Annotated in this window: 25 protein-coding genes, 1 tRNA gene and 2 pseudogenes; 8 read left to right on the plus strand and 20 right to left on the minus strand. The window is 67.2% G+C overall.

Annotated features, from left to right (window positions below):
• Positions 1-74 precede the first annotated feature (74 nt).
• From AB0M79_RS09615 to AB0M79_RS09630, 4 genes and pseudogenes are all read left to right on the plus strand, one after another.
• Positions 75-401, plus strand: a pseudogene (locus AB0M79_RS09615) (HEAT repeat domain-containing protein); the annotation flags it as partial.
• Between the two features lie 191 nt (positions 402-592).
• On the plus strand, positions 593-1,264 hold the full coding sequence (locus AB0M79_RS09620; RefSeq protein WP_364210215.1) for a DUF6308 family protein: 672 nt from the start codon (positions 593-595) through the stop codon (positions 1,262-1,264).
• 301 nt (positions 1,265-1,565) lie between these two features.
• A complete protein-coding gene (locus AB0M79_RS09625) occupies positions 1,566-4,364 on the plus strand; it encodes a zinc-ribbon domain-containing protein (RefSeq protein ID WP_364210217.1) in 2,799 nt (932 codons plus the stop codon).
• A 674-nt stretch (positions 4,365-5,038) separates the two neighbouring features.
• Positions 5,039-5,114, plus strand: a tRNA-Arg gene (locus AB0M79_RS09630).
• 21 nt (positions 5,115-5,135) lie between these two features.
• Here the strand turns inward: AB0M79_RS09630 and AB0M79_RS09635 are convergent.
• From AB0M79_RS09635 to AB0M79_RS09705, 15 genes are all read right to left on the minus strand, one after another.
• Positions 5,136-6,134 (minus strand): tyrosine-type recombinase/integrase, encoded by a 999-nt coding sequence (locus tag AB0M79_RS09635; protein ID WP_364210220.1) that lies wholly within the window; start codon positions 6,132-6,134, stop codon positions 5,136-5,138.
• 146 nt (positions 6,135-6,280) lie between these two features.
• Positions 6,281-6,523: an excisionase family DNA-binding protein gene (locus AB0M79_RS09640; RefSeq protein ID WP_364210223.1), complete on the minus strand. Its 243-nt coding sequence runs from the start codon at positions 6,521-6,523 to the stop codon at positions 6,281-6,283.
• Positions 6,523-6,711: a hypothetical protein gene (locus tag AB0M79_RS09645; RefSeq protein WP_364210226.1), complete on the minus strand. Its 189-nt coding sequence runs from the start codon at positions 6,709-6,711 to the stop codon at positions 6,523-6,525. The genes AB0M79_RS09640 and AB0M79_RS09645 overlap by 1 nt, the downstream gene beginning before the upstream one ends.
• Before the next feature lie 100 nt (positions 6,712-6,811).
• Positions 6,812-8,386: a replication initiator gene (locus tag AB0M79_RS09650; protein ID WP_364210229.1), complete on the minus strand. Its 1,575-nt coding sequence runs from the start codon at positions 8,384-8,386 to the stop codon at positions 6,812-6,814.
• On the minus strand, positions 8,383-9,276 hold the full coding sequence (locus tag AB0M79_RS09655) for a hypothetical protein (RefSeq protein WP_364210232.1): 894 nt from the start codon (positions 9,274-9,276) through the stop codon (positions 8,383-8,385). The genes AB0M79_RS09650 and AB0M79_RS09655 overlap by 4 nt, the downstream gene beginning before the upstream one ends.
• Complete coding sequence (locus AB0M79_RS09660; protein ID WP_364210235.1) at positions 9,273-9,485, minus strand: hypothetical protein; 213 nt, start codon at positions 9,483-9,485, stop codon at positions 9,273-9,275. The genes AB0M79_RS09655 and AB0M79_RS09660 overlap by 4 nt, the downstream gene beginning before the upstream one ends.
• 11 nt (positions 9,486-9,496) lie before the next feature.
• Positions 9,497-9,925, minus strand: coding sequence for a DUF3307 domain-containing protein (locus tag AB0M79_RS09665; protein WP_364210238.1), 429 nt, complete (start codon positions 9,923-9,925; stop codon positions 9,497-9,499).
• Entirely contained in the window at positions 9,922-10,362 is a 441-nt protein-coding gene (locus AB0M79_RS09670) for a hypothetical protein (RefSeq protein WP_364210241.1), read from the minus strand. Before AB0M79_RS09670 ends, AB0M79_RS09665 begins: the two co-directional genes overlap by 4 nt.
• Complete coding sequence (locus tag AB0M79_RS09675; RefSeq protein WP_364210957.1) at positions 10,359-10,706, minus strand: RRQRL motif-containing zinc-binding protein; 348 nt, start codon at positions 10,704-10,706, stop codon at positions 10,359-10,361. Before AB0M79_RS09675 ends, AB0M79_RS09670 begins: the two co-directional genes overlap by 4 nt.
• A 776-nt stretch (positions 10,707-11,482) precedes the next feature.
• Complete coding sequence (locus tag AB0M79_RS09680; protein ID WP_364210244.1) at positions 11,483-12,214, minus strand: GGDEF domain-containing protein; 732 nt, start codon at positions 12,212-12,214, stop codon at positions 11,483-11,485.
• A gap of 84 nt (positions 12,215-12,298) precedes the next feature.
• Positions 12,299-12,484 (minus strand): hypothetical protein, encoded by a 186-nt coding sequence (locus AB0M79_RS09685; protein ID WP_364210247.1) that lies wholly within the window; start codon positions 12,482-12,484, stop codon positions 12,299-12,301.
• Positions 12,481-13,362 (minus strand): FtsK/SpoIIIE domain-containing protein, encoded by an 882-nt coding sequence (locus AB0M79_RS09690; RefSeq protein ID WP_364210250.1) that lies wholly within the window; start codon positions 13,360-13,362, stop codon positions 12,481-12,483. The genes AB0M79_RS09685 and AB0M79_RS09690 overlap by 4 nt, the downstream gene beginning before the upstream one ends.
• 123 nt (positions 13,363-13,485) lie before the next feature.
• Positions 13,486-14,301, minus strand: coding sequence for a hypothetical protein (locus tag AB0M79_RS09695; RefSeq protein ID WP_364210253.1), 816 nt, complete (start codon positions 14,299-14,301; stop codon positions 13,486-13,488).
• A 116-nt stretch (positions 14,302-14,417) separates the two neighbouring features.
• Entirely contained in the window at positions 14,418-14,648 is a 231-nt protein-coding gene (locus AB0M79_RS09700) for a hypothetical protein (protein WP_364210256.1), read from the minus strand.
• A gap of 124 nt (positions 14,649-14,772) precedes the next feature.
• The gene (locus tag AB0M79_RS09705) at positions 14,773-15,102 is read right to left on the minus strand and encodes a hypothetical protein (RefSeq protein ID WP_364210259.1); all 330 of its coding nucleotides are present in this window, start codon (positions 15,100-15,102) and stop codon (positions 14,773-14,775) included.
• A gap of 196 nt (positions 15,103-15,298) precedes the next feature.
• Between AB0M79_RS09705 and AB0M79_RS09710 the strand changes: the two genes are divergently transcribed.
• Together AB0M79_RS09710 and AB0M79_RS09715 are read left to right on the plus strand one after the other, a co-directional pair.
• Positions 15,299-16,048, plus strand: coding sequence for a helix-turn-helix transcriptional regulator (locus AB0M79_RS09710; protein WP_364210262.1), 750 nt, complete (start codon positions 15,299-15,301; stop codon positions 16,046-16,048).
• Between the two features lie 14 nt (positions 16,049-16,062).
• Positions 16,063-16,533 carry an NUDIX domain-containing protein gene (locus AB0M79_RS09715; protein ID WP_364210263.1) on the plus strand — a complete coding sequence of 157 codons (471 nt, stop codon included), beginning with the start codon at positions 16,063-16,065 and terminating at the stop codon, positions 16,531-16,533.
• Here AB0M79_RS09715 and AB0M79_RS09720 read toward each other — a convergent pair.
• The 3 genes from AB0M79_RS09720 to AB0M79_RS09730 form a co-directional block, all read right to left on the minus strand.
• Entirely contained in the window at positions 16,521-17,075 is a 555-nt protein-coding gene (locus AB0M79_RS09720; RefSeq protein WP_364210265.1) for an HD domain-containing protein, read from the minus strand. The two genes, AB0M79_RS09715 and AB0M79_RS09720, sit on opposite strands and share 13 nt — an antisense overlap.
• Before the next feature lie 160 nt (positions 17,076-17,235).
• A complete protein-coding gene (locus AB0M79_RS09725; protein ID WP_364210268.1) occupies positions 17,236-17,877 on the minus strand; it encodes a hypothetical protein in 642 nt (213 codons plus the stop codon).
• Between the two features lie 529 nt (positions 17,878-18,406).
• On the minus strand, positions 18,407-18,832 hold the full coding sequence (locus AB0M79_RS09730; RefSeq protein ID WP_364210271.1) for a hypothetical protein: 426 nt from the start codon (positions 18,830-18,832) through the stop codon (positions 18,407-18,409).
• A gap of 1,090 nt (positions 18,833-19,922) precedes the next feature.
• Here AB0M79_RS09730 and AB0M79_RS09735 point away from each other — a divergent pair.
• On the plus strand, positions 19,923-20,483 hold the full coding sequence (locus AB0M79_RS09735) for a hypothetical protein (protein ID WP_364210274.1): 561 nt from the start codon (positions 19,923-19,925) through the stop codon (positions 20,481-20,483).
• A 79-nt stretch (positions 20,484-20,562) separates the two neighbouring features.
• Here the strand turns inward: AB0M79_RS09735 and AB0M79_RS09740 are convergent, their stop codons facing one another.
• Both AB0M79_RS09740 and AB0M79_RS09745 read right to left on the minus strand, forming a co-directional pair.
• Positions 20,563-21,045, minus strand: a complete 483-nt coding sequence (locus AB0M79_RS09740) for a hypothetical protein (protein WP_364210277.1) — start codon at positions 21,043-21,045, stop codon at positions 20,563-20,565.
• Entirely contained in the window at positions 21,042-21,374 is a 333-nt protein-coding gene (locus tag AB0M79_RS09745; RefSeq protein ID WP_364210280.1) for a helix-turn-helix transcriptional regulator, read from the minus strand. Before AB0M79_RS09745 ends, AB0M79_RS09740 begins: the two co-directional genes overlap by 4 nt.
• A gap of 473 nt (positions 21,375-21,847) precedes the next feature.
• Between AB0M79_RS09745 and AB0M79_RS09750 the strand changes: the two are divergent.
• Positions 21,848-22,197, plus strand: a pseudogene (locus AB0M79_RS09750) (Lsr2 family protein).
• Positions 22,198-22,348: the final 151 nt, after the last annotated feature.

Consider the following 22,348-nt stretch of genomic DNA (forward strand, 5'->3'; position numbering starts at 1 on the left):
CGATCGAAGCGCTTGCCGAAGGTGCTCCAGAGGGCAGTCGGAGGGCCGCCTACGCCTACACCGGTGACGAGATGATGCGCCTCTGGGTGACGGGAATCGTCGGAGATCCGCGTGACTTCGATGTCCTCAGCGCTGGCCTCGCCGACCCGGAGTTGCGGTTCACGGCGCTGGAGGCCCTCGCGAACCAGCCGGATGCCGACCGGGTCGGCACGGTAGCTCGATCGCTTCTTGGCGATCCTGGCCCGAGGGTTCGGTCGAAGGCGGCCAGCATCGTCGCCTTTCGGGCGAAGCCTGGGGCACTTGCCGCACTCCTGCCGCTCGCCGAAGACCCGGACCCACACGTACGGATGGTTGCCGGCTGGCGCCTCGGTCGGCTGCGCGACCCGGGCGCCGAACCGCCCTTACGGATGCTGCTCGCCGACTCCGACGAGGGAGTCCGGAAGCTCGCCGCCCGCGGCTTGCGCGGAGTAGCCCCCATGCCCAACTTGGCATGTCCGCACGGCACGACATCGGATAGCCGTAACGGACTGCCCCGTCGCGCCCGGTCGGCGGCGGAATGCGGGTATCCACCGGTGGTCGGTAGCATCTGCCGATGCCTGAAAAGTTGGTCGACATTGTTCGTCGTGAAGGCGTGGGCCACCTCGGGGCCTACTTCACGCCGGGGGCATATACGGGGCAGTGGTTCGAGACCTTCGCAGGTGGCGGTGACCGCGTCGAGACCCGCGACCGGATCGCCGTGGACGATCTCTATGCGGTGGAGGCCCTCAACGTCCAGGTTCCGTTCGCCGTCGGCAAGGAGCTGCTTGACGGTCAGCTCGGCAGGGACATCAGCGCACGCTTGCGAGAGATCCCCACCGATGCAGAGCTGGGTACCCGCGGCGCCCGCGAACTGGTCGCCGACGGTGGGCACGCCGATCAGGCATGGCACCTGCTGAACAACCAGAACGAGAAGACCGGTATCGGCTGGGTGATCGCCGGCAAGCTGTTGGCTCGCAAGCGGCCCAAGCTCATCCCCGTATACGACTCGATCGTCAGCTGCCAGTTCGGAGCGCCGAAGCACGTATGGCTGAAGCTGCACGACCAGCTCACCGAAAACGACGGCGAACTGCTGGCCGCCCTCGCCGAAGTTCGCGCGACCGTGGGCGTGGGCGACAGGGTGAGCATCCTGCGGGTCCTCGACATCGTCCTGTGGAGACGGCACGTCAAGGAACACCGGCGGGACAAACCAACGACGTGTCCACAGCATCGTTGCGTGGCGCTCTGATCGGCACCGGCACGAACGGCACCGATCAGATGAGGGGCGAAGGCGGCACCCGCCGACTCGGCCGACACCACTCGGGTATCGCTGCACGCCGCGACGCTCGTCGACAGCCTACGAGCGCACTATTGGCGGCAGAAGAGGACACCTGATCTTGCGATTTTCGCACGACCTAACGGCACTGTCCAATGAGATCCCTGGCAGTCCAGAGTGCTTTCGCATGAATCCGTTCAGACTGCGGCAGCGAGGCGACTTCAGCCGCTAAAGCACTCGGAGAAGTGTCGTACTCAGCTGTGATGATGCGGGCGTGGCTGCCAAGACTCGGGAGACGGTGGCGAGCGCCCATCCGGATCTCCTGCTGGAACTGCTCGAGGTTGAGGGTTGGATGAGGGCTTTGGGCGACCTTTCCCGGGGTTCGAAGCGCAAGGCCCGGTGGAGGTGCGCGACCTGTGGGCTCGAATGGTGGCAGGCCGTCGCGGTGCGGGTGCGAGCGGCACCCGGCTGCAACGCTTGCCGGAGCCGTCTGCGGCGTAAGGCCGAGACGCCGGAGCCAGGCTGCAGCCTGGCGGAAGTCATGCCGGAGCTGGCCGCGGAGTGGCTGATGTGCGTCACCTACCCCACCGCCACACCCGAGACGATCAGTGCCCAGTCCCCGGCCGAGGCGCGGTGGCGCTGCTCGGCCTGCGGCCACTCGTGGGTGGGCCCGATCGTCCGACGGACCCGGTCCGGGGGCGGCGGTTGCAAGCCGTGCGCCAGCAAACGACGGTCCGACGCGAACTCTCGGCGGGTGGCCAACCGGGTCGGGGACGCGTGCCCGGAGATCGCCGAGTTTTTCGTGCGCTGGGAGGATCCCGCCGAGCAGGCGCTGGTGGCCGAGGTGAGCGTTCGCTCCGACAAGGTGGCCTGGTGGCGCTGCGCCTGCGGCAATACCTGGCACACGAGAGTTCGGCTCCGGGTCGCCGGAAGCGTCTGCCCGCGATGCCGGGCCGCGAACCGTCGGCCGAAGACCACCGCACCGCTGCGCACTACCCACCCTACGGTCGCCGACATGTTCGTCCGCAACCTCACCCATCCGCACCGCACCCCCGACTCCCTGCCGAAATCCGCGACTGACCGGTGCCGATGGCGGTGCGGCGCCTGCGACCACGAGTGGGAGCAGACGGTGCTCAACGTGGTCGGCGCCGGCCGGCCGTGCCCCCGGTGCGCCGAGTTGATGGGCGGCGCGCCGCAGCCCGGCCGCTCGCTCGCTGACCTGTATCCGGAGATCGCGGCCCAGTTTGTCGCCAACCAGCGGCGTCCCGAGCGTGGCCCCGCTCTCCTTCGGCCGAACTCGGTCGACCGATGCTCATGGCGCTGCGGTGACTGCGCGCACGAGTGGGTCTCCACCGTGACGAATCGAACCGCTGGCCGCGGCTGTCCACCCTGCGGGCGCCGGCGAACGGGCGAACTACTGCGGGACCCCGGCGAAGCCGCGTCGTTCAGCATCACGCATCCGGAGCAGGCCGCGACGTTCGTCGCCAATAGGTCCCACGCTGGCCGGGGTCCGCAGAGCTTCACTGCAGGGACCAACGACATCTGCGTCTGGCGCTGCCCGGAGTGTTCCCGGCATTTCGAACGCTCCGTCGCCTCCCATGCGGCCCGGCTACTCTGCGCAGCCTGCGCGTACGTTGCTCTGGGCGCTGCTAAACGGGTCGCCCCCGAAGAGAAGTCGCTTGCCACGCTCATGCCGGAGGTCGCTGCGTCCTTCGTGACGAACCTCTCCTGGCCCGGGCACGGCCCGGCGACGCTGTACCCGGGTGCCGGTTCCCTTTGCTCTTGGCGCTGTCGGTGCGGTGCGCTCTTCGAGGCACGCGTACGCGATCGCGCGAAATCACCGGACTACGGCTGCGGCCGGTGCCGCCGTCGTGGCCGCAGCCTCCTCGAGCTTGAGCTCGCCCACCTGCTTGCGGCCGCAACTGGCGACGAGGTGGAAGTCGACGTCCGCCTCGATGGCGGCAGGCGCTCGGCGGAGCGCCTGGACCTCTTCCTGCCCTCGGCCGGCCTCTACATCGACCTAGACCCGGCCCAGTGGCACACCGACGCCGCTGCCCACGCCCGGGACCTGCGCAAATCGGAGGTCATGGCCAAGCTGGGCGTGCGCTATGTGCGGGTTCGGCAGCCCGGCACGCCGCCAGTTCCGGGGGAGACCGTGGTCGCGGGCACCAAGGACGCGACGGAGTGGTTTCTGGTCCTCGCGGAATGGCTGCGGTCGCAGTCCGTGTCATGCCCGCCCCTGTCCGGCGGCCGGATCGCTGCCTGCCTCGGCGCCGCGCGCGAGGAGTGGAAGGCGTTCCAGAACACACCACCCGGCGAGAGCCTGGCCATCTTGTTCCCCGAGCTGGCGGGCGAACTGATCGAGAACCTGACACGTCCGGAGATGGGTGCGCAGTGGCTGCTTCCCGGCTCGGCGGACCGGTGCGTCTGGCAGTGCAGGACCTGTCAGCACGTCTGGCGTACCCGGGTGGTCAGCCGGACCCGGAGCAACACCGGCTGCCCGGTGTGCGCGCGCCGGGAACGCGCCTACCAGGCTCGTCTGAGCCAGGCCGAACTCCGGGTCCGTGACGTCGCTCCCGAGTTGCTCACCCAGGCCGTGCGCATCCTTGACGTCGACAAGGCCCGCGGCATCAAGCTGCTTGATCTGGCTCGGGGGTCGAATGTCCGGGTGCTCTGGCGATGCCCGGACTGTGCGCATGAATGGGTGGCGCCGGTCATTACCCGCACCTCCGGGCACGGTTGCCAGCCGTGCGGCATCCGCCGACGCAGCGCGTCCCGCCGAGAGCCTTCGCCCGGTCGATCGCTGGCCGACCTACATCCCGAGATCGCGGGCACCTTCCTAGCGAACCTGGACCAACCCGATCGGGGGCCTGATCGGCTCCGCCCGGGATCCCACGACCGCTGCCAGTGGCACTGCCCCTGCTGCGGGTCGAAGGAGTGGGAGACGACGGTCGAAGCCCGAACCCAACTGCAGGGCTGCGGAGGGTGCCGCCGGCTGAGGACCGGCAGGCCGCGGGGCGTCACCGCCAGCAAGGAGAAAGGGTCACAATTCGACGTACTCCCACTGTTCTGAGGGCGGCCGATAGCGCAAAATCGCCGCACCCGTGTGGTAGAAGGCGATGAGCAACGACCGATCTGACGGCCAGCGTGCTCAGTTTCATCTTCATCCGCATTCCAGAGAACGCTCTTGCATACTCTCATCAGCCAGAACAGGGCGCATCGTCGGCGAAAGTGTCGAAGATGTAACGGACTGGGTGGCCTGGCTCGTCGGGGGTGCGGCTGCCGTGGGCGGCAGACTGGTCATGGCCACGACCAGCCGGTGTACCTGTTCGCCCAGGATGGGCCGAACCGGCCTGTACGGATGCCACCGATATCGTGGCCGCCCCAGGAGTGTTGCTACATCGCTGTCGGCCGATCAAGCCCGCGCCGCCCGCGCCGCGAAGAGCTGGGACGGCGGGTAGGCAGACGCTTGCTCGGGCAACCCCGCATCCGGCGGGCTGCACCTCGGCAAAACTGACCGACATGAACGGACACCGATGGCCTTCGCGTGTGTGCCCGGTGTGTGCTCCGGCAACGGTGACCGGTCGTGACCGACGCTGACCGACCGTGCCCGGCGCTGAAGATCGCCCGTCCGGGCCGCGCGCGTGTGGTCGTTGTGCGATCCGCTGGTGGCGGTGCCGGCGTCGATCGCGCCTGCCGCTCCCTGCGGTACGCTGACAGCCGCTGCTAGCTAGTCTGGATCATCGCGCCCCCGTAGCTCAGGGGATAGAGCAACGGTTTCCTAAACCGTGTGTCGCAGGTTCGAATCCTGCCGGGGGCACCAGGTCAAAGCCTTGATCAGCGATCATTCCTCCACCTTCCGGGCCTTCCGTGCCCGTTGCGTGCCCGATCGTGCCCGGCCGATCTTGTCGAGGTGGCGGGCCACCTCAGCATCACGACCGTCGACCGGTCGGGCGTAGTGCCGGGTGGTGACGCTGGCGTTGGCGTGCCCGAGCCGGCGGGCGGCGAGCAGCACACCGTGGGTGTCTGCGACCCAGCTCGCATGGGTGGCGCGTAGATCGTGTGGGGTCACGCCGTCCAGCCCGGCCGCGGTGACGGCCCGGTTGAATCGGCGACGGAACCCGTGGTAGCTCTGCTGCCGCTCGGCGGTGTGCTTCCGGCGGCCCGGAAACGCGAACGCGTCCGGCTCGTCGGGCAGGGCGGCGAAGTGCTCCCTGACGAGCTGGAGCACGAACGCCGGCACCGCGAGTTCCCGCCGTTGGTGGCTCTTCGGCGTGTCGATGACCGGTCCGCCGGGTAGCTCGCTGACCGCCTCGGCGACGACGATGCGCCCTCCGCTGATGTCGATGTGCCGGCGGCGCAGGGGAAGGGCCTCCCCGATTCGCAGGCCGGCGTAGGCGAGCAGCAGCACGAGCACCCGGTCCCCGAGCGTGCAGTGGGCGGTGATCCGGCCGACCTGTTCGACGGTGAGGATGCGCGGGTCCGCCTCGGGTATCCGGGGCAGTCGCGGACGCCGGCACGGTGACGACGGGATCATCCCGTTGTCCACCGCTGCGGCCATGATCTGCGACAGGAGTCGGTACGCCTGCCGAACCTGCGACGGGCTCAGCCTCTCCGAGAGAGTGCCCACCCACTTGTTCACGGCGATGGGGCGTAACGCGGCGAGCTGGACCCGGCCGAGGTGCGCGAGGACCAGGCGGTCGAGGACGGACCGGTAGGTGTGTCTGGTCTTCGGCTTCCACCCCGACTCAGCGGCAGAGAACCACTGCTCTGCCCACTCTGCCACGGTGGTGCGTCCCGCCTCGGGCGAGATCCAGCGTCCCTGGGTTACGTCAGCCTCCACCAGACTCAGGAACCGCTCCGCCTCGGTCTTACTGCGAAACGTGGTCGGGGCGGGATGGTCCCGACCGTCCGGGCCGCGATAGCGCGCCTGATACCGACCGGACGGGAGTTTCCGCACCCGGCCGAAGCGACGCTTGCTGGTGGCCATCAAGCCACCTGCCCGTCACGCCACCGCACCGTCATCGGCTCGACGGTCGATTCGGCGATGTAGGCGTTCAGCACGCTTTCGCGAATCCGAACGTGCGTACCGAGCTTGACGAAGGCGATCCGCCGCTCGGCGATCAAGCGGCGGGGGAAGCGTTCGGTCGTACCGAGCAGCGCTGCCGCCTGTTCCACGGTCAGCAGTCGGTCGGTGCTTTGCCCCTCCGAAGGGGCTGCCAGTGCTGTCATCAGCTCTCCTTTGCGGTGACGGTGAGGTAGACGCGGGTGTAGCCGGTCCGGCGGGCGGACCGGGTCTGGACGCGGTACTCGGCGGTCGGGCCGAGCAGTGCGTGGGCCCGGTTGACGACGTCGGCGATGACGGCCTGGGCGTCGTCGGCGCGGGCGATCACGCGGACCTGTAGCAGCGGTGTGGGCACGGGTACCTCCGTGGTCGGTGGGTCAGCGGGCCGGGTGCGATCCGGTGTGGCGCTTGCTCACTGTGGAGTTGTCAAAGGACGGTGCGTTGACACGTACGTGTCAAGCGGGCACGAGGTGGCCGGCGGCGTGCTCGTCGGCCAGGGCGTCGATGCCGGCCTGGCGCCAGGCGCGGGCCTGGGCGGCGGCGGTGTTGGCCAGCAGCGCGTCTCCGGTGGTGATCCAGCCGGTGGCGTGGTAGCCGAGCTGGTAGATGACCCGGTCGGCCTGCTCGTCGTCCCAGGTGTGTGGGTGGCCCTCGGTACGCCGCCAGATGGTGCGCTGGTGGCGGATGAACCCGAACGTCACCGAGAAGGCGCGGCTCTTGGTGGTGATGTGGCCGCCGTAGCCGAACTGGTGGGCCCAGCGGCGCAGTCGGGCGTAGTCGGGGTGCTCGCCGAGGTCCCAGCAGGCGCGGATGAGCCGGCCGAGGTGGGTGCCGGGGTCGCCGTGGACCTGGACGCTGATGTCGTCGACGCGGCGCAGGTTCAGCCCGGTCACCTCGGTGCTCTTGGTGACGTACTTGGCGAGGTAGCCGGTGATCTGGGCGAGGTTGACCTCACCGCCGGGGGCGTTGACGTGCTTGACGTCCAGGCCCTTGTCTCCCCACGAGATCGGCCAGCCCTTGTCGTTGTTGTCCGGGTGCGGGGCGCTGGTGTAGGAGGTCTTGACGAACGAGGTCGTGACGGCGTCGGCGAACATCTGCCGGCTGATCACCGGCGGCGGCGGGACGATCGCGCCAGGACAGTCCGGGTTGTGGCCGTCGAGGCGGATCAGCGCGTGGTAATGGACGACGCCGCGTACCTGGAACTCGTAAATCTTGATGTAGCGGCGGCGCAGCTCGACACCGTGCGCGCGGCCGAGGCGGCGTAGCTCCCGGTCGACCTGTTGGATCGTACGACGCCACAGCTCCGGCGCCTCGTGGTTCCACACCACCTGTCCGGTGTGGTCGTAGCAGTCCAGGCACAGCGGCTGGCCGAGGCGGGAGTCGCCGACCCGGTGCCGGTCGACGCAGCGTAGGTCGACGCCGTGCGGGCAGGTGCGGCCGTACGGGTGGCAGACGTTGGCGCGGCAGGTGCAGCCGTCCTTGCTGCGGCAGTCCGCGGCGTGGACCTTCACCACCCGGTGGTGGACCTGACCGAACGACGGGGCGGTGGCGGTGACGAACAGGGCGATGTGCTGGTGCAGCGGTGGGAGTCCCCACCGGTCGCCCTGAAGCCCGGCTTTGATCAGGTGGAAGGTGTCGCGGCGGTAGACCTCGGCACAGGACGGGCAGACGGAGGCGCGGCGGTTGCCGCACGGGGTGTAGATGGCGCCGTCGGGCATGTCGTCGGTGTCGACGGTTGCCATCCGGTTGCCGTCGGTGTCGTTGACGTGGATCTGGCCGGTGAGCCGGATCGGGTGCTTGCAGGCGGCGGCGGCTCGGACGTGGCCCAGCCAGTCGGGGTAGTCGGGGTCCTGGGCGCGGGCGCGGCCGGTGGCGACGGTTCGCGGGTCGTGGCCCCGGACGTAGCCGTCGTCGGTGCGGGTGGGGCGGGTCGGAGTGGCCCAGGGCCAGTAGTCGTCTGAGGCGCAGGCTCCCGTGCCCGGAACCTTTTGAGGGGTTCCGGGTACGAGAGGCAGCGTCGAGCCGGTCACGCAGTGGCTCCGACAGGGGTGCCGTTGTTGCTGGTGTTGGTGTCGAGGGCGGTCAGGATTTCAGCCGCCGTGGCGGTGGGTACCCGCATCCGGACGGCCAGTTGGCCGGCGGTGATGGGTTCACCGTGTGCCTTGCGGTGTGCGTCGGCGATGATCCGCGCACCGGGCAGCAGGCCGGCGGGTGGGCCGGACTTGCTGGCGGCGGGTGCCGCAGGTGCCGGTTCCGGGTCGCTGTCGGCGATGTCCGGGAGGTCGTGCGGTGTCGTCTCGGTCGGGGTGCTCTCGTCGGTCTTCGGCGCGTCGATCGATTCGTGGACAGGTGCGGGTTCCGGGGCAGGGTTGGCGGCCGTGATGGTCGCGGCGGCCGGGCGGACCGTCGGCGAGGCGGGGATGTCAGGAGACGACGCCTCGGCGAGGGTGGCCGGCGCAGGTGCCGGGACAGGTTCAGCGGGCCGGTAGTGCTTCTTCTTTGCGGTGGCGAGCAGGGCACTGGTGGCCATGAGCATCAGGCCGTCGACGGCGAGGGGACCGAACCAGACGACGAGGGTTTCCTCGTTGTAGTGGGCGAGGAGTCCGGACAGGTGCCGGTAGGACACGAACGCGGCGACCAGGGCGACGGGCGGGAGCCCGACCCAGCGCAGCAGGTTCCAGCCCCAACCGGACGGCCAGGGCGTGCGGGCAAGGATCTCGATCGCGATGAACAGGAACACCGGCCAGACGATCGCGGAGACGACCTTGCCGGGTTCCGGTGACCAGTTCGCGGGTGCCCCGTCCGGGGCGATGAAGGAATGGGCGATGTTCGCGGCGACGGAGACGACGCCGCCGAGGATGGCGCCGGCGTAGGCCCAGCCACGTCCGGTGGGTGTGCGGGTTGTGGTGGATGCGTTCATCGCTGCCCCGGCTGGTTTGCGGCGGTGTTGGTCGCGAACGGGGAGAAGGCGATGACGAAGGGGTTGTTGTAGCCCTCCTTGCGAAGCCGCGAGGTAAGGGCTTCGATCTCTTCGACCGAGCTGATCGGGCGCTTGAAAGGCAGATCGAGGGCGACGAAGGTGGCACCGAATTCGGTGACGTGCGAGAACGTGATCATGTAGCGGTGCATGGTCTGTCCTTTCAGAGGCGGGCGAGGAGAAGGGCCGAGATCCAGAGGCAGGCGTAGTGCAGGGCCTGATCGGCGAGATACATGCCGTTGATGCCGTGTCCGGCGAGGCGGGAGAACGGAGTCGAGCCGGTGTGTTCGAGCAGCCAGCGCACAGGCCAGCGGCGGTCGATGAAGGCGTGGGTTATCGCGGAGAAGGCGAGGCCGGCAGCTATACCGGTAGCGGTGACCGGCACGTCGAGGGCGACGATGGTTACGGTCACCATGACGGCCATGACGAGGTGGTAGGCCAGGACGTGGCCGAGGATGTGCCGCCAGCCGGTCAGGCCGGGATCGGCCTTGTGGGATGCCTGGTTGTCGGTCTGCCCAAGGACGTGGTCGGCAATCTGGTGTGCCGCGAAGAGGGTCGCGGAAAAGACAGCGAAGGCCAGGGCGGGATTCATCGGGAACCTCCGACGAGCGAGAAGAGTGAGGAATGGGTGGCGGCGATGCGGGCCAGGTCGACGTGGTCCTTGGGTCGGTTGGTCAGCCATTTGGAAGCGACGACGTCACGCAGTGACGCGAACGGAATGCCGTCAACCAGGCGGGAATCGGCGATGAGCCGGTCCGTCTCAAACTCGGGACTGAGCCACTGGTTGACGACTTCGAGCGCCCCCTGGTGGAGGCGGATCATCTGGCCGAGCCCGGACGGTGCCGGACGGGGCGGCTGAACGGTGCAGCAGATGTTCCAGGCCCGGTTCCGGGCCACGATGTCGAGGTCCCCGATGCCGTCACGAAGGCCGTAGGCGAGCAGCGGCCCCGAGCCGAACACGACGTAGTCGGTCGTGGGGAGATCCAGGCGAAGCAGGAGGCGGAACAGAGGATGCCGTCGCAGGTTCATCGGGCACCGCCCGCCACGCAGTCGAGGCATTCGTCGTACCGGCGGGGGATGTAGTAGGGCTTGACCTGCCGGCAGGTGGGACAGGTACGGCGCGCGGTCAGTGCCTTGTCGATGGCGGCGAGCTGGGCCGGGGTGGCGGTGCGCTTGGGCACGGCCAGGTCGAGGCGGTAGAGGTAGGCGACCCGCTTCCCACGTCGCCACAGGATCTGCGCGGCGGGTTCCTGACCGCCGGGGCGCAGGTGACGGGCGCGGAGCTGACGGCGGGTCAGCAGCCCGTCCGGGGCGAACTTGAACGGGTACGTCGGCAGGCCGTAACGGTCGCCGGTCGGGTCGTAGAAGACCATCGGGTCGTCGTCCTCCGGGATGTCGTTGGCGGCCTGGTCATCGCCGGGCAGCGGGTTGCCGCCGACGGCGAAGGTCGGGTGTTCGTAGGTGTCGCGGTCGATGTCGTCGGGCAGGAACGCGGCACCGCAGGAGGCGCAGACGATCGGCCCCTGCTCGAACGCGGTTTGGGAGATGCGCAGCTTGCGCGGGCATTCGCACTCGGCGGTGACGCCGTTGTTGTTGTTCGTGCGGCCCTTGCCCTCCCCGATCGGTTCGGGGTGGCGGTATGCGCGTAGCGCGTCGGCGAGGCCGGCGATGACGGGCCGGTAGCGGACGCGGGTCAGGTCGGTCAGGGTGCAGGGGGAGTAGCCGAGCTTGTCGTCCTTGGTGGTCGACATGCCGAGTTCGGCGGCCAGGGTGGCGAAGTGCTTGTTGTGCCAACGGCCCTGGCGGGAGGTGTCCTTGATGCCACGGGCATCGGCCAGGCCGTGGGTGGCCTCGTGGAGCAGGGTGGTGAACACCAACTCCGGTTCGCGGGACAGTCCCTCACCGGAGACCAGGACCTCGGGTAGCTGCCGGTCGCCGGCCTGCCAGCGCAGCGCGGCGAAGTGGCCCCACTTCATGCCCTGGTTGGCCTTGGTGGGAGAGCCGGACCCGACGACGAGGACGACGGCGGGCACCTCGGGGTGCCGGTCACGGATGGCGGCCCAGGCGTGTTCGAGGGCGGCGACGAGTCCGGCGGTGCTGAAGTCGTTTTGACACGTACGTGTCAGGTCGGTGAGGTCGGGGGCGGTGGTCATGCGGCCCTCCAGGCGGTCGGGGCGGCAGTCAGCGGGCTGGTGGGGCGGGCCAGGTCACGGACCCGCTCGACGGGCCGCATATCGGCGGCGGCCTCGGTGTGGTCGGTGAAGACGGCGCTGGCCCGGCGTTCCGACCGGGCGGCGTACATGGCCAGATCGGCCCGGTACAGCCAGACAGCGACGGGTTGGCCGGGATCGGCCAGGACGGCGCCGACGGTGACGCCGACGGCCAGGTGCCGCCCGTGGTAGGTGACCGGTGCGGTCAGCCGGGCGTGCAGCGGCGACAGCCAGTCGGGCAGGCTGCCGGGGACCTCGGTGATGAGGGCGAACTCGTCGCCGCCGAGGCGGGCGGCGATGCCGTCCGGGCCGGCGATGTCGGTGAGCCGGTCGGCGGTCGCGGTGAGGATGTGGTCGCCCGCGTCGTGTCCGTAGGTGTCGTTGACCTTCTTGAAGCCGACCAGGTCGACCAGGGCGACGACGGTTCGGCCGGCGGCGATGGCGGAGTCCGCGGTGGCGGTCAGTCCGGCCCGGTTGCGGATGCCGGTCAGCGGGTCGTGGGTGGCGGCGTGCCGGGCGGCGGCCAGGTCGCCGAGCAGGGTGTGCCGGGCGGTCAGGTAGCCGGCGGTGGCGGCGATGCCGACAGCGGCGAGATAGCGCAGGGCACCGGCCAGGGTGTGGGCCGAGGAGTCGGCGGGCGCGGTGGTAGTCGGATTTTGGGTACGCTTCATGACGGCCACGTCCTTTCGTGGGCGTTGGTTGGGGTCGGCGGTCCGGGTTCGCTTTCTCAGGGCTCGATCCGGGCCGTCGGCCATCTATCGGTGGTGCATGTGGAGCCGGAATTGCACCCGCTGCCGATGGTCGCCAGGACCGGCGGGGCGGGGAGCGGAGCGGTAGACCAGAACGCCCGCCTGGCGGGCAATCTCGGTGAACACGGCGATGTCCTCGCCGGTAGCGGTGATCACCATGTCGGTGAAGCGGGCCGGGTCGGTGGCCTTCATGCCGCGTCCTTCACAGCGGTCGGGTAGGAGTCGGCGGGCGCTGACAGGCTGGCGCGGCGGCGGGTCCAGGCCGCGTAGTCGGCCACCCGGATGATGTCGGTGTCGCTCATGTAGGCGGCCTTGACCAGGGACGGGATACCGCCCTCAGCGATCAGGAAGCCGGCGCCCTGGTTGGTCGGATCGACGCTGTTGGCCGAAAAGCCGCGTGCGGCCCAGCCGTGCCCGAGCACGATGTCCGACGACGAGTCGGTGGTGCACCGACCCGCGAACCGCCAGGCGAACAGATCCCGCAACGACGTCGGGATGATGTCCGACGACGGACGCTGCGTCGCGGCGGCCACGATGATGCCGACTGCCCGACCACGGGCCACGATGTCGCGCAGCAGCGCGGCGAACAACTTCTGGGCCCGCTCGTCGCCGGCCGTCGCGGAGAAGTAGGCGATCTCATCGCAGGCGACGAGGATCTGACCGAACAGGTCGTTGGGGCCGATCTTGCGCCGGCGCCAGGACAACAGGAACGAGTAGCGGTTGTCCATCACCCGCTGCACCCTGTACAGGGTGCGGATGGCGTGGTCGATGTCCGGGCCGACGAACACGTCGGCGGCGTCCCTCCACAGGCCGAGTTCGACCTGCTTACCGTCGAGCAGGCACAGCCGGACATCCGGGCACAGGGCGGCGTGCCCGACGATCGTGTTCAACAGGCTCGACTTGCCGGCGCCCGGCTCACCGCCGATCAAGATGTTGCGGTAGATCATCGGCAGGTAGACCGGCTGGCCGAACTCGTCGACGCCGAGGAAGACCGGATCGAAGATGGACAGCAGCGGCCCGACCGGAACCGTGTCCGGACCGGCGGCCGGCGTGTCGGTGGTGAGGCTCATCGGAGACTCCCGAAGGGTCGTTGACGCGTACGTGTCAGAACGGGCACCAGGCCAGCCGGGCAGGAGGGCGCGGGCGTCGCATCCCGCAAGGGCACATGGCCCGCGCCGTTCCCGATCGGTTGGTCAGGCGTAGTCGGAAGGGTCGAACCCGTCAGGGCTCGTCGTGGAGGAGACGGGGTTGCGCGGTTTGCGCGGCCGGACAGTGTCGGCCGGTACGGTGACCGGCTCGTCCGGCACATCGGGCAGGTCCAAGCCGACAGGCGGCAGACCCGGCGAGGTAGGAGCGTTGGCCGGCATGTCCGTCGGGACGTAGTCCGGCAGCGGCGACACGATCGTGTCGGCCAGGGGTTCCCGGCGGGTGATGTCCAGCCGGATCAGCGCCGCGTACCGGCGCGAAGCCCGCATCACGCGGACCTCGTTGGCCCAGCACGCCACGGCCAGCTTCTGCACCTGGCCATCGGCTTCCAGGTCCTTCAGCGACAGGCCGGGGCGAAGCCACACCCACACCCGTTCACCGGCCGGGGTCGGCCGGGCCGGCAGGATCAGCGGCAGCGAGCCGTGCCGGTTCGTGGCGATGAACGCCGCGAAGCACAACCGCAGCCGGTGCCGCACGATCAGGCACCAGGTCCAGGCGAGAATCCGCCGACGGACCGGACCGACCGCAGCCGGCACGCCCACGACCAGGCCGACGACGAGCAGCGAACCCCACAACGGGGTCGACTGCATCAACGCCTGCCAGCCGTAGACCAGGACCAGGCCGAGCAGGATCTCCGGCAGCCAGTGCCAGAACACCCGCACGACCGGCCACGCCACGATCGACGCGAACACGGCCGCACCCACCAGGGCGCCGACCAGGACGCCGACGACGATGCCGACGATCGGGTGCAGGTAGTGCGAGGCGACAGTGGCGGACAGCAGGCCGACCACCCCGAGCGTCACCCAGAACGCGATGACAGCCCGCCGACGGTACGAGCGTGCAACCGGAGCTTCGATGACCGTCACGGTCCCGCCCCGGTTCGAGGAACCGAAGAACGACTTACCACCCGGCTTGTTCATCACGCACCACGCGTTTCCGCGCAGTCGGCGCACCAGATGTAGCCGTCAACGTCAATCAGGGCGGAAGCGCCCGCCATCGTCATGGTGCAGTGGGTGCAGGCAACGATCATCGGCAGGCCGGCGGCCTTGTGGTCGTCCCACTCGTAGGCGGACTTCTCGCCGACCTTGTCACGCAACAAGTCGATGCCGACGCGGTAAGCGGCCGGCAGGTCAGGGATAGAGTTGGACACGACGAGTCCTTCCCTCACGTAGGGCATGGGCTGGTTGGACAGGACGCGGGGTCGCAGACGACGCCAATCAACGGCGACCCCGTGTCCACCTCTCTCGCAGCGAAGAGAGTCGATCCGAGACGAACTACGCGGCGCTGTCCACCGACCGCAGGTCGGTAGCGCGGAACGCCACACCCGAACGGACCTTCCCGTCCCGGTCGTTGACCCAGGGCAGCGCCTCCAGGTTCACCGGCACGACCGGCTGTCGAACGGTCACCGGCGGCATCGTCGCGCTGACGACGGTCACGTTGATGACCTCGCCCGCGTTCTCCGACAGCGCGTACAGGTGCACCGTCCACATCGGGTTCTTCGTCTCCCGGTCGAACTTCTGCTGACCGTTCTGGTCCAGCTTCGGCACCGGGTTCACCGACACCTCGTACGACACCCGCGAGGTGTCCAGCAGCAGACGTCCCATGACTGACTCCTTTTCGTTGTGAGCAGGGCCCATATCGGCGGGCCATTCGCGTCCTTTCTGGACGGCAGCTCGTGTGGATACAGATTGCATCGATCGATGGTGACGAGTTCACCATCAGGATGGACGACTGGGGACGTCCTTGGTAAGGTAAGCCGTCCCTCTAGATGTCCCAAGATGCGCCGACGGGGAGAGTGCGATGCCGAACGACCGGCTGCGAGACGGACTGCTCAAGCGAGGGCTGACGCCGGCTGCACTCGCCGGCGAGTTGGGGGTTGACCCGAAGACCGTCGAGCGGTGGATCACGCAGGATCGGACGCCGTATCCGCGCTACCGGCACGCCATCGCGGCCCTGCTCAGGGAAGGCGAGTCGTACCTGTGGCCGTCGGCTCTTCCTGCCGAGCGTGCGGCGCAGGTCAGCCAGTCGGAGATCGTGCACGTCTACCCACGTCGCGGAGCTGTGCCGCAGGAGCTGTGGCAGCGCCTACTCGACGGCGCCAGCCGCCACATCGGCATCCTGGTCTACGCCGGACTGTTCCTGCCCGAGCAGAATCCGCGGTGGGTTCCGACGCTGCGCGCCAAGGCCGAGGCCGGCGCTCAGGTGGAGCTGCTGTTTGGCGACCCGGAGAGCCAGCACGTGGCCCAGCGGGGGGAGGACGAGGGCATCGGGTCCGCCATGGCCAGCAAGGTGCTCAACACCCTGGCCTTCTACAAGGACCTACGAGGGATGGACACCGTCGGGATCTACTTCCACGACACGATCCTCTACAACTCGATCTATCGCTTCGATGACGAGCTGTTGGTGAATACCCACCTCTACGGCACGCCGGCCGCCTACGCCCCTGTCCTGCACCTCCGGCGGCTTGGCGGCGGGGAGCTCTTTGACAACTACGTGTCAAGCTTCAACCGTACGATCTCGCAGGCCCGCGCGGTCTGGCCGGGGGACTGATGGGAAGCTGAGACATGGCACGGATCGAGCACTTCAACAACCCGCAGGCGCCCAAGCCGAACAGCATCGTCGTTGCTGTGACCGTCTTCGTTCAGGACGACGAGGGCCGCGTCCTACTCATCCAGCGGACCGACAACGGCCTGTGGGCGCTCCCCGGCGGAGCCCAGGACTTCGGTGAGTACATAGCCGAGGCGGCCGTCCGTGAGACGCGCGAAGAGACCGGCATCGAGGTCCAAGTTACCGATGTCGTCGGCATCTATACCAACCCAAACCACGTGGTCGAATACAGCGACGGTGAGGTCCGGCAGCAGTTTTCTATCTGCTTCCGAGCTAGGTATATCGGTGGTCGGCCTACGATAAGTGATGAGTCGTCCGTGGTCAGTTGGGTTCCGCAAGCCGAGCTAGATACACTGTCGATCCACCCATCAATGCGGCTCCGCATTGATCACGGTTTCGAGCGGCGACCCGCGCCCTACATCGGCTGATTGGCCAAACGAAGCTCTGTTCGCTGCACGGATTCAAACAGTGTTGTCTCGGCTCTTTCCCAGAATCGTGTAACTGGGTCGTTGGGGCCGTACCGTTCGCGGATTTCGGTCAACCGATCCTTGACGGTTAACTCTTGTCCGTCTGGTCCGGTTGTCATGTCCGCGTACCAGAGCGCATCTGCGGTAGCTGACACTTCGCGTGGGAACTCTGCCTCCAGAACCTTACCCAATTCTCTCTCGTCAGCCTCGAATTGTGCGCAGGAGTGGTGGGCGACCAGTGCCGCGAGCCGCATGTTGTAACCCTGCTTGGCCAGCCATCGTGCACCATCGAGTGCGTGTAGGCCCGTTTTGGCGAGGGATGGCGCGTAGCCGATATCGTGAAGCCAGGCGGCCGCTGTAAGTAGGTCTGCGTCGGGCCCGACGAGGGATCCCAGGCGTTCTGCCTTTAGTGCGACTGCTTGAACGTGTTGCCAGCGACGAGGAAGCGCAGCAGCGAGTTGAATCTCGGCATCCCGAGCTGCCCGATCCTTCAAATTGGTCACCCAATCAGCCTACGTGGGGCTTCGGTTGCATGCTAGAGCCCGTGCTTGGCCGGATCTGAACCCTTTGAGGGCTTTTAGGCGAATCAATCGCGACTGTCTGACAGGGGATGGTTTGCCGGTGTAGCGGTACGGCTGCTCGCTGCTGAGCGGTACCGAGCATCTACGGGATTTGCGCGAGTCGAGCAAGTAGTGCCTGCCGTGCTTCCTCGACCTGCTCGATTTCAAGACGCAGTTCGCCGCTAGCAACCTTCTGGAGAGTGTCCTTGTACCAGGTGTCGATGATCTCGGGTGTAACTCCCCATCCTTGCATCGACTTGGCGCCGAAGGTTGTGGTCAGCCTTCTGTCTACATCCGCGAAGGTGTTGCGTGCTTCGGTGAGGAATTCAATCATCTTTGCGCGACCTTCTTCGGTGCAGAAGTCCACCGCGCGCTCACGCCAGAATGCGTGTGCGAGATGATTGCGCAACTCCAGCGCCTTTACGAGATCTGCTCCCAGGTTTGGATCATCTTGTAGGTTGGGCGCAAGCTTCTTTATCAGAGTTCCCATTGTAGCTTTGAAGTTGCTGCTCCATGGATCTGAAAGTAGATTCTCGGCATCTCGCCGCGCGCTTACTAGTCGCATCATGGACAGGACGTTGACAATTTCGTGCTCAAGTGTCGATGCGCGGTAGAAGGCTAGGCCGAAGTAGGCGAAGGTCGTCTTCTCGTCAGCCTGCTCTTCTTCGTCAATCTCATCATCTCCGAGGGGGCCGATCGAAGGAGTGTCAGATGGTAGGAACCGCACTACGTATAGATTGTCCACACCTCGAGTATCGGGCCGGACGCAGTCGTTTTCCAGTCCGTTTCTGAGCCCATGCCGTCGGAGCGGGCCGTGTGAGAACTTTCTGTACGGGTTCAAGGCGGCCCGCTTCGCAGGCCGCGCGCGCCGCCGAACCTGGGCCGGGCCTTCGGCCCGCCGCCGCGCCTCTGGCCTTCGGCCGCCAGCGCGTCGGTTCCAGCCCGCCGGCGGCGCGACATACGAAGAAGCCCCGGGCCGCCATGGTCAATGGCAGGTCCGAGGCTGTAATAGTGATCGGCACACAGGCAGTGCCTCCGGCGGGGCGCTCAGGCGCTCCGGGATGGTGACGCCATCCCGACGACCTCCGTCCGGGCAAAGCCCAGCGGGTGGGGCCTGCCCGGTCAAGGTCGTTCAGACGGTGGTGTGCTCCACCTTGACCGGGCAGGCCCCACCCGCTCCACAGTGTGCGGACGAAGGCCGACGGGATGGCAGGGATGCGCAGCGACGCAAAGCCGGTACGGACCGCTGCAGCGCGGCTGACCCACGAGGTGCGTCACTTTCGGCGGCGACCCAGAGTTGGCAATCCACCGCTGAGGGTATGGAGGGATGTTCCCCTGTGCCGAGCACGGTCTTCCTGATCTGCCTTCTCCAGCGCTGCGGCTTCTGCTCGCCGCTGCGCGGGGCTGGGCTTGGAGCGATCAGGATGATAGCGCTTTAGCTGCGCCCGTAGCTTGGCGCGCCGTTTTTTTGCCTTAGCTTCCTCTTGTAGTTGCGTGGCGAGGCGTATGCATTCCTGGCAGTAGTCTGTTCCACGACGCAACTTGTCCCTGAGGAAGACCGCGTTCGTGATGTCTGAGCCGCACAACGCCGTGGAAGTGGGCGTCTTCTCTACAAAGCTGCGGTGAGCCATCATCCAGTAGCGTCCCGCGATTTCCGGCGGGAGGTCCACGACGGCGTAGCCGGGTCGAAGTCTGTCCATGTTACGACTTTACGTAGCCAGTTCACTGCTGGGAGTACGCCGATCGGATACTTCTCGGGAGTGTGGCGTGCAGGTCGGTGATCGGAGCGGGTCGGGTGCCGAGTTGGGTGGGTGACTGGCTGGAAGACGACCGAGGTGCTGGGTGCCCAAGGGGTCGCCCACGCGCGAGCCATCAAGATCATCGGGCACAGAATGGGCACAACTAAGCGTGACCAATGCTGAAAGGAGTTGGCAAGGGTTGGCGGTGTTTACCCTGCTCAGGGTGGCAGCGAGTCCGATCGGTGCCGGTTCGGCTGCTACCGTGGGTGTAAGGGGTTCGAATCTCCTCCGCGTGCCCGTTGCGTGCCCGATGGGGCGGTCATCAGGGGGCACCGACGGTCAACGAAAGCCGGGCGATCACGCTTGCGGTCAGCGGCGCCGCCAGATGGTCGAGCCGCCGAACCAGCACGTTCTAGATTTCCTAAACCGTGTGCCGCAGGTTCGAATCCTGCCGGGGGCACCAGTGTGAGGCCCTGACCAGCAACAAGCCGGTCAGGTGATCGGTGTTTGTCTATGCAATTTTGAACCGTCCCCCGAAAACCCCCCAGTAATACCTGTGGGCGATCAGGTTCTGACGGACCCGTGCTGTGGGTTCGGCGGCTGTCCCTGTGCGTCTATTGGGGTTAGAGGTGGGCCATGGGGGCGGTGGGTAAGTCCGCGAAGTCGGGCTCTCCCGTCGAAGAACGGCCATCAGGCCAGTGCTGTCGCAGTTGGGGCACTCAACGCCGCCGTCCCGCCGCATTCCTCGCAGCCGACGCCGTCGCACTCGACCTCGCCGTGGCCCTGGCAGGTCCCGCAGTCCGAGGTCGAAGCCGCAGCCCAGCGCAGGCTTGCCGAGCAGCCGGGAGAGTGGACGCTGAACGACTTCCTCGTGGCTTGCCTCGTCCTGCTCAACAAGAACCCCGCAGCGATGCTCGACCGCCTGGCGTAGTTCCGGCCGTCGCCGAAAAAAGGGGGCGATCCCGCAAACGGCCGGACGCCGAGTCGTAGTCCACTTCCTGACGCGTGGCGTATCCGTCAGCGGCAGCTCGCCGGCCTCACACTGGGCGCCGTGTCAACGATCAACTGGACCACGGTGATCACCGCTGCAACGACCGCCGGCCTCGTCACGATTGCCGTCGAATACGCGGCCAAGCCCAGGCTCGAGGCGCGCAAGGACCGAATCCTTGAAACCCTGCGAAACCGGCGGGAGCTGGTGGCGACCGCGCTCAGCGCTGCGCTTACTACCGAGTTTCTGCTTCACGACCTGCCGGCAGACGCGGATCGGGAGCTGCGGGACACGTTCAGGGCTGAGCGGAAGCGGCACTACGAGCGGGTGCAGCAGCAGGTCCAAACGCTGTATGACAGTATCGGCAAGTATGGGACGCTATATCGCAACCCTGTACGTGACCTGGTGATCCAGTACATCATGCAGATGTACGGAGTAATACTGTCTCGACGTACGCAGCGGCGGAAGGCCGAGATCATCAAAGGGCTGACCGCGCCGATGATCGTGCTCTTGGACGGCCCGAAGCACAAGCTCGTTGCGCGCGCTGTGGCGCTCAAAGAAATCCGGCGCCTCATGGACGAGATCGAAAACGATCCTCCTTCGGGCGAGAACGGGGCAACGTGAAGAAGCCCTCCGGAATCCGGGAGGGCTTCGCACTCGCTGTCCAACACCTGGTCGGGCGTGCCAGGCAGCAGCGTAACGCCTAACGCTCCAAAGCAGCCCGCCTAGCTGCCCGTCGGCGCACTAACTCCAAGGCATAAGGGGCTGTGGTGGAGACAGCAACCCCCGAAACAATGTAGCTGGCCGCAATGAGGTCCTGCTCCTTCGTCGACACTGCCAGAAGAATCAAGAGGCACGCAACGGAGGCCTGGATGGTGAAAAAAGTAACCTCGACTCGTTCTCTCCTGCTCATGCGGCGGTGCGCGGAAGTTAGACGGTATGACGCTGCCCGACAGGCCGCGCCGGCAGTAAACTGAACGGCGGTAACCAGCTTAAACAGTTTTCCCGGCCGGTCATCGATGACGGCTTTCCACTCCTCGGCGTAGCCTGCGGCCTCCTCGGGGTCCGTTGTCCAGCGGTAGGCGGCCCAGGAAACAAGTCGACGTGCCGCCCATGGGCAGATCTCGGTGAACTCGGCAAAGATCAGGCCGATGGTGGCGCCTGCGAGTAGTTCCCAGATGTTCACGCGTCCCACCCGAAGGCGAGCCGGAACCGCGGCGCAGCCTGCTTCTGCTGCTGCTTGGCGAGGATGGCGCGCGCGTTCTCGGCGCCGTGTGGGGTGAGCTTGTAGTAGCGGCGCCGAGGCTTGGCCGGGTCGGCGGTGGCGGCGTCTTCCCAACGCCAGGTGAGCCATTTGGCGTCGGTGAGCCGTTCGAGGATCTTGTATATGGTGGGGCCGGATTTGCCGGTCTGTTTCATGATCGCCCAGCCGTGCATTTCCCAGTCGTCGGCGCCGAGGAGGGCGGCGAGGACGGCTAGGAGTGGCCCGGTGATGCGTTCGGGTCCGTCGGTCACGGCTTAATGATGCTAGGTGAAATAAGGGTGCGTCAAGGTGGTGCCGCCCAACGACTAAGCCCTCCCGACGCTCAGGGAGGGCTTCGCTGCGGTGTCGGCTACCCGAGGCGTAGCCGGAAGTTTGCCCACGCATCGGCGGCGGTGTTCGCCAGTCCGAACGAGGTCGCGACCTGCCCTGCAAACCACAGGTCGTCCAGTGAGCCATTTTCATCGTGGGTAGCGGGCGTCCTCGGCGGCGTGGAGGACGAGGATGGCCTGCACGATCGCGGTGACAGCAGCGGAGCTTGGCAAGGATCTTCCCGGTCCCAGGGGGGTCACTTCAGCTTGCCCTGCCCGACCGGTTACAGGCCTGAGCGGATTAGCGCCGTACGGCACCGCGACCGAAGCGTAATCTGACGCGCGTACCTGGCGTTTGTCCTTCCAGGCCACGCCACGTGATACTTGATCATCGCGTTGACGTAACAGGAGATCCCATGGCCAGGCAGGTAATCACCACGCTCATCGACGATCTGGACGGGAAACCGGCCGACCGGACCGTCGAGTTCGGAATCGACGGCGTCAACTACACCATCGATCTGGCCGAGGCCAACGCCGGCAAGCTACGCACCACCCTCGACCCGTACATCGAAGCCGGCCGGCGACTCGGCCGCAGCGGACCGGCCTCTCCCACGAGCCGGCCGGCCAGCCGATCCGCGACGGCCCCAACAGGCGTCAGGAGAATCGTGGAATCCGTGGCTGGGCTGCCCAGAACGGTTTCGAGGTCTCCGAACGTGGCCGTATCCCACAAGAGGTAGTCGACGCGTACCGCGCGGCACACCGCTAGCCGTCTTCACCCTCAGGCGGCACCGTCAGAGCCGCCATGAAACACGAGGCGCTTCATCGTGAGCCTGTCTGGTCACCGAATGGACTGATTGACGGATTCTCGGCGTCTCCCAATGTCGTATTGTCATTTGCGCGCCCGACGCCAGTCTTCC

This window comes from Polymorphospora sp. NPDC051019, assembly GCF_040683055.1.
GTDB lineage: Bacteria > Actinomycetota > Actinomycetes > Mycobacteriales > Micromonosporaceae > Polymorphospora > Polymorphospora lycopeni.

Bases quoted from the DNA above. Each gene is read 5' to 3' on its own strand.
- AB0M79_RS09620 (WP_364210215.1), top strand. From the start codon at position 593: ATGCCTGAAAAGTTGGTCGACATTGTTCGTCGTGAAGGCGTGGGCCAC.
- AB0M79_RS09640 (WP_364210223.1), bottom strand. From the start codon at position 6,523: ATGACAGCACTGGCAGCCCCTTCGGAGGGGCAAAGCACCGACCGACTG.
- AB0M79_RS09655 (WP_364210232.1), bottom strand. From the start codon at position 9,276: ATGAACGCATCCACCACAACCCGCACACCCACCGGACGTGGCTGGGCC.
- AB0M79_RS09660 (WP_364210235.1), bottom strand. From the start codon at position 9,485: ATGCACCGCTACATGATCACGTTCTCGCACGTCACCGAATTCGGTGCC.
- AB0M79_RS09665 (WP_364210238.1), bottom strand. From the start codon at position 9,925: ATGAATCCCGCCCTGGCCTTCGCTGTCTTTTCCGCGACCCTCTTCGCG.
- AB0M79_RS09670 (WP_364210241.1), bottom strand. From the start codon at position 10,362: ATGAACCTGCGACGGCATCCTCTGTTCCGCCTCCTGCTTCGCCTGGAT.
- AB0M79_RS09675 (WP_364210957.1), bottom strand. From the start codon at position 10,706: ATGGTCTTCTACGACCCGACCGGCGACCGTTACGGCCTGCCGACGTAC.
- AB0M79_RS09680 (WP_364210244.1), bottom strand. From the start codon at position 12,214: ATGAAGCGTACCCAAAATCCGACTACCACCGCGCCCGCCGACTCCTCG.
- AB0M79_RS09685 (WP_364210247.1), bottom strand. From the start codon at position 12,484: ATGAAGGCCACCGACCCGGCCCGCTTCACCGACATGGTGATCACCGCT.
- AB0M79_RS09690 (WP_364210250.1), bottom strand. From the start codon at position 13,362: ATGAGCCTCACCACCGACACGCCGGCCGCCGGTCCGGACACGGTTCCG.
- AB0M79_RS09705 (WP_364210259.1), bottom strand. From the start codon at position 15,102: ATGGGACGTCTGCTGCTGGACACCTCGCGGGTGTCGTACGAGGTGTCG.
- AB0M79_RS09710 (WP_364210262.1), top strand. From the start codon at position 15,299: ATGCCGAACGACCGGCTGCGAGACGGACTGCTCAAGCGAGGGCTGACG.
- AB0M79_RS09715 (WP_364210263.1), top strand. From the start codon at position 16,063: ATGGCACGGATCGAGCACTTCAACAACCCGCAGGCGCCCAAGCCGAAC.
- AB0M79_RS09730 (WP_364210271.1), bottom strand. From the start codon at position 18,832: ATGGACAGACTTCGACCCGGCTACGCCGTCGTGGACCTCCCGCCGGAA.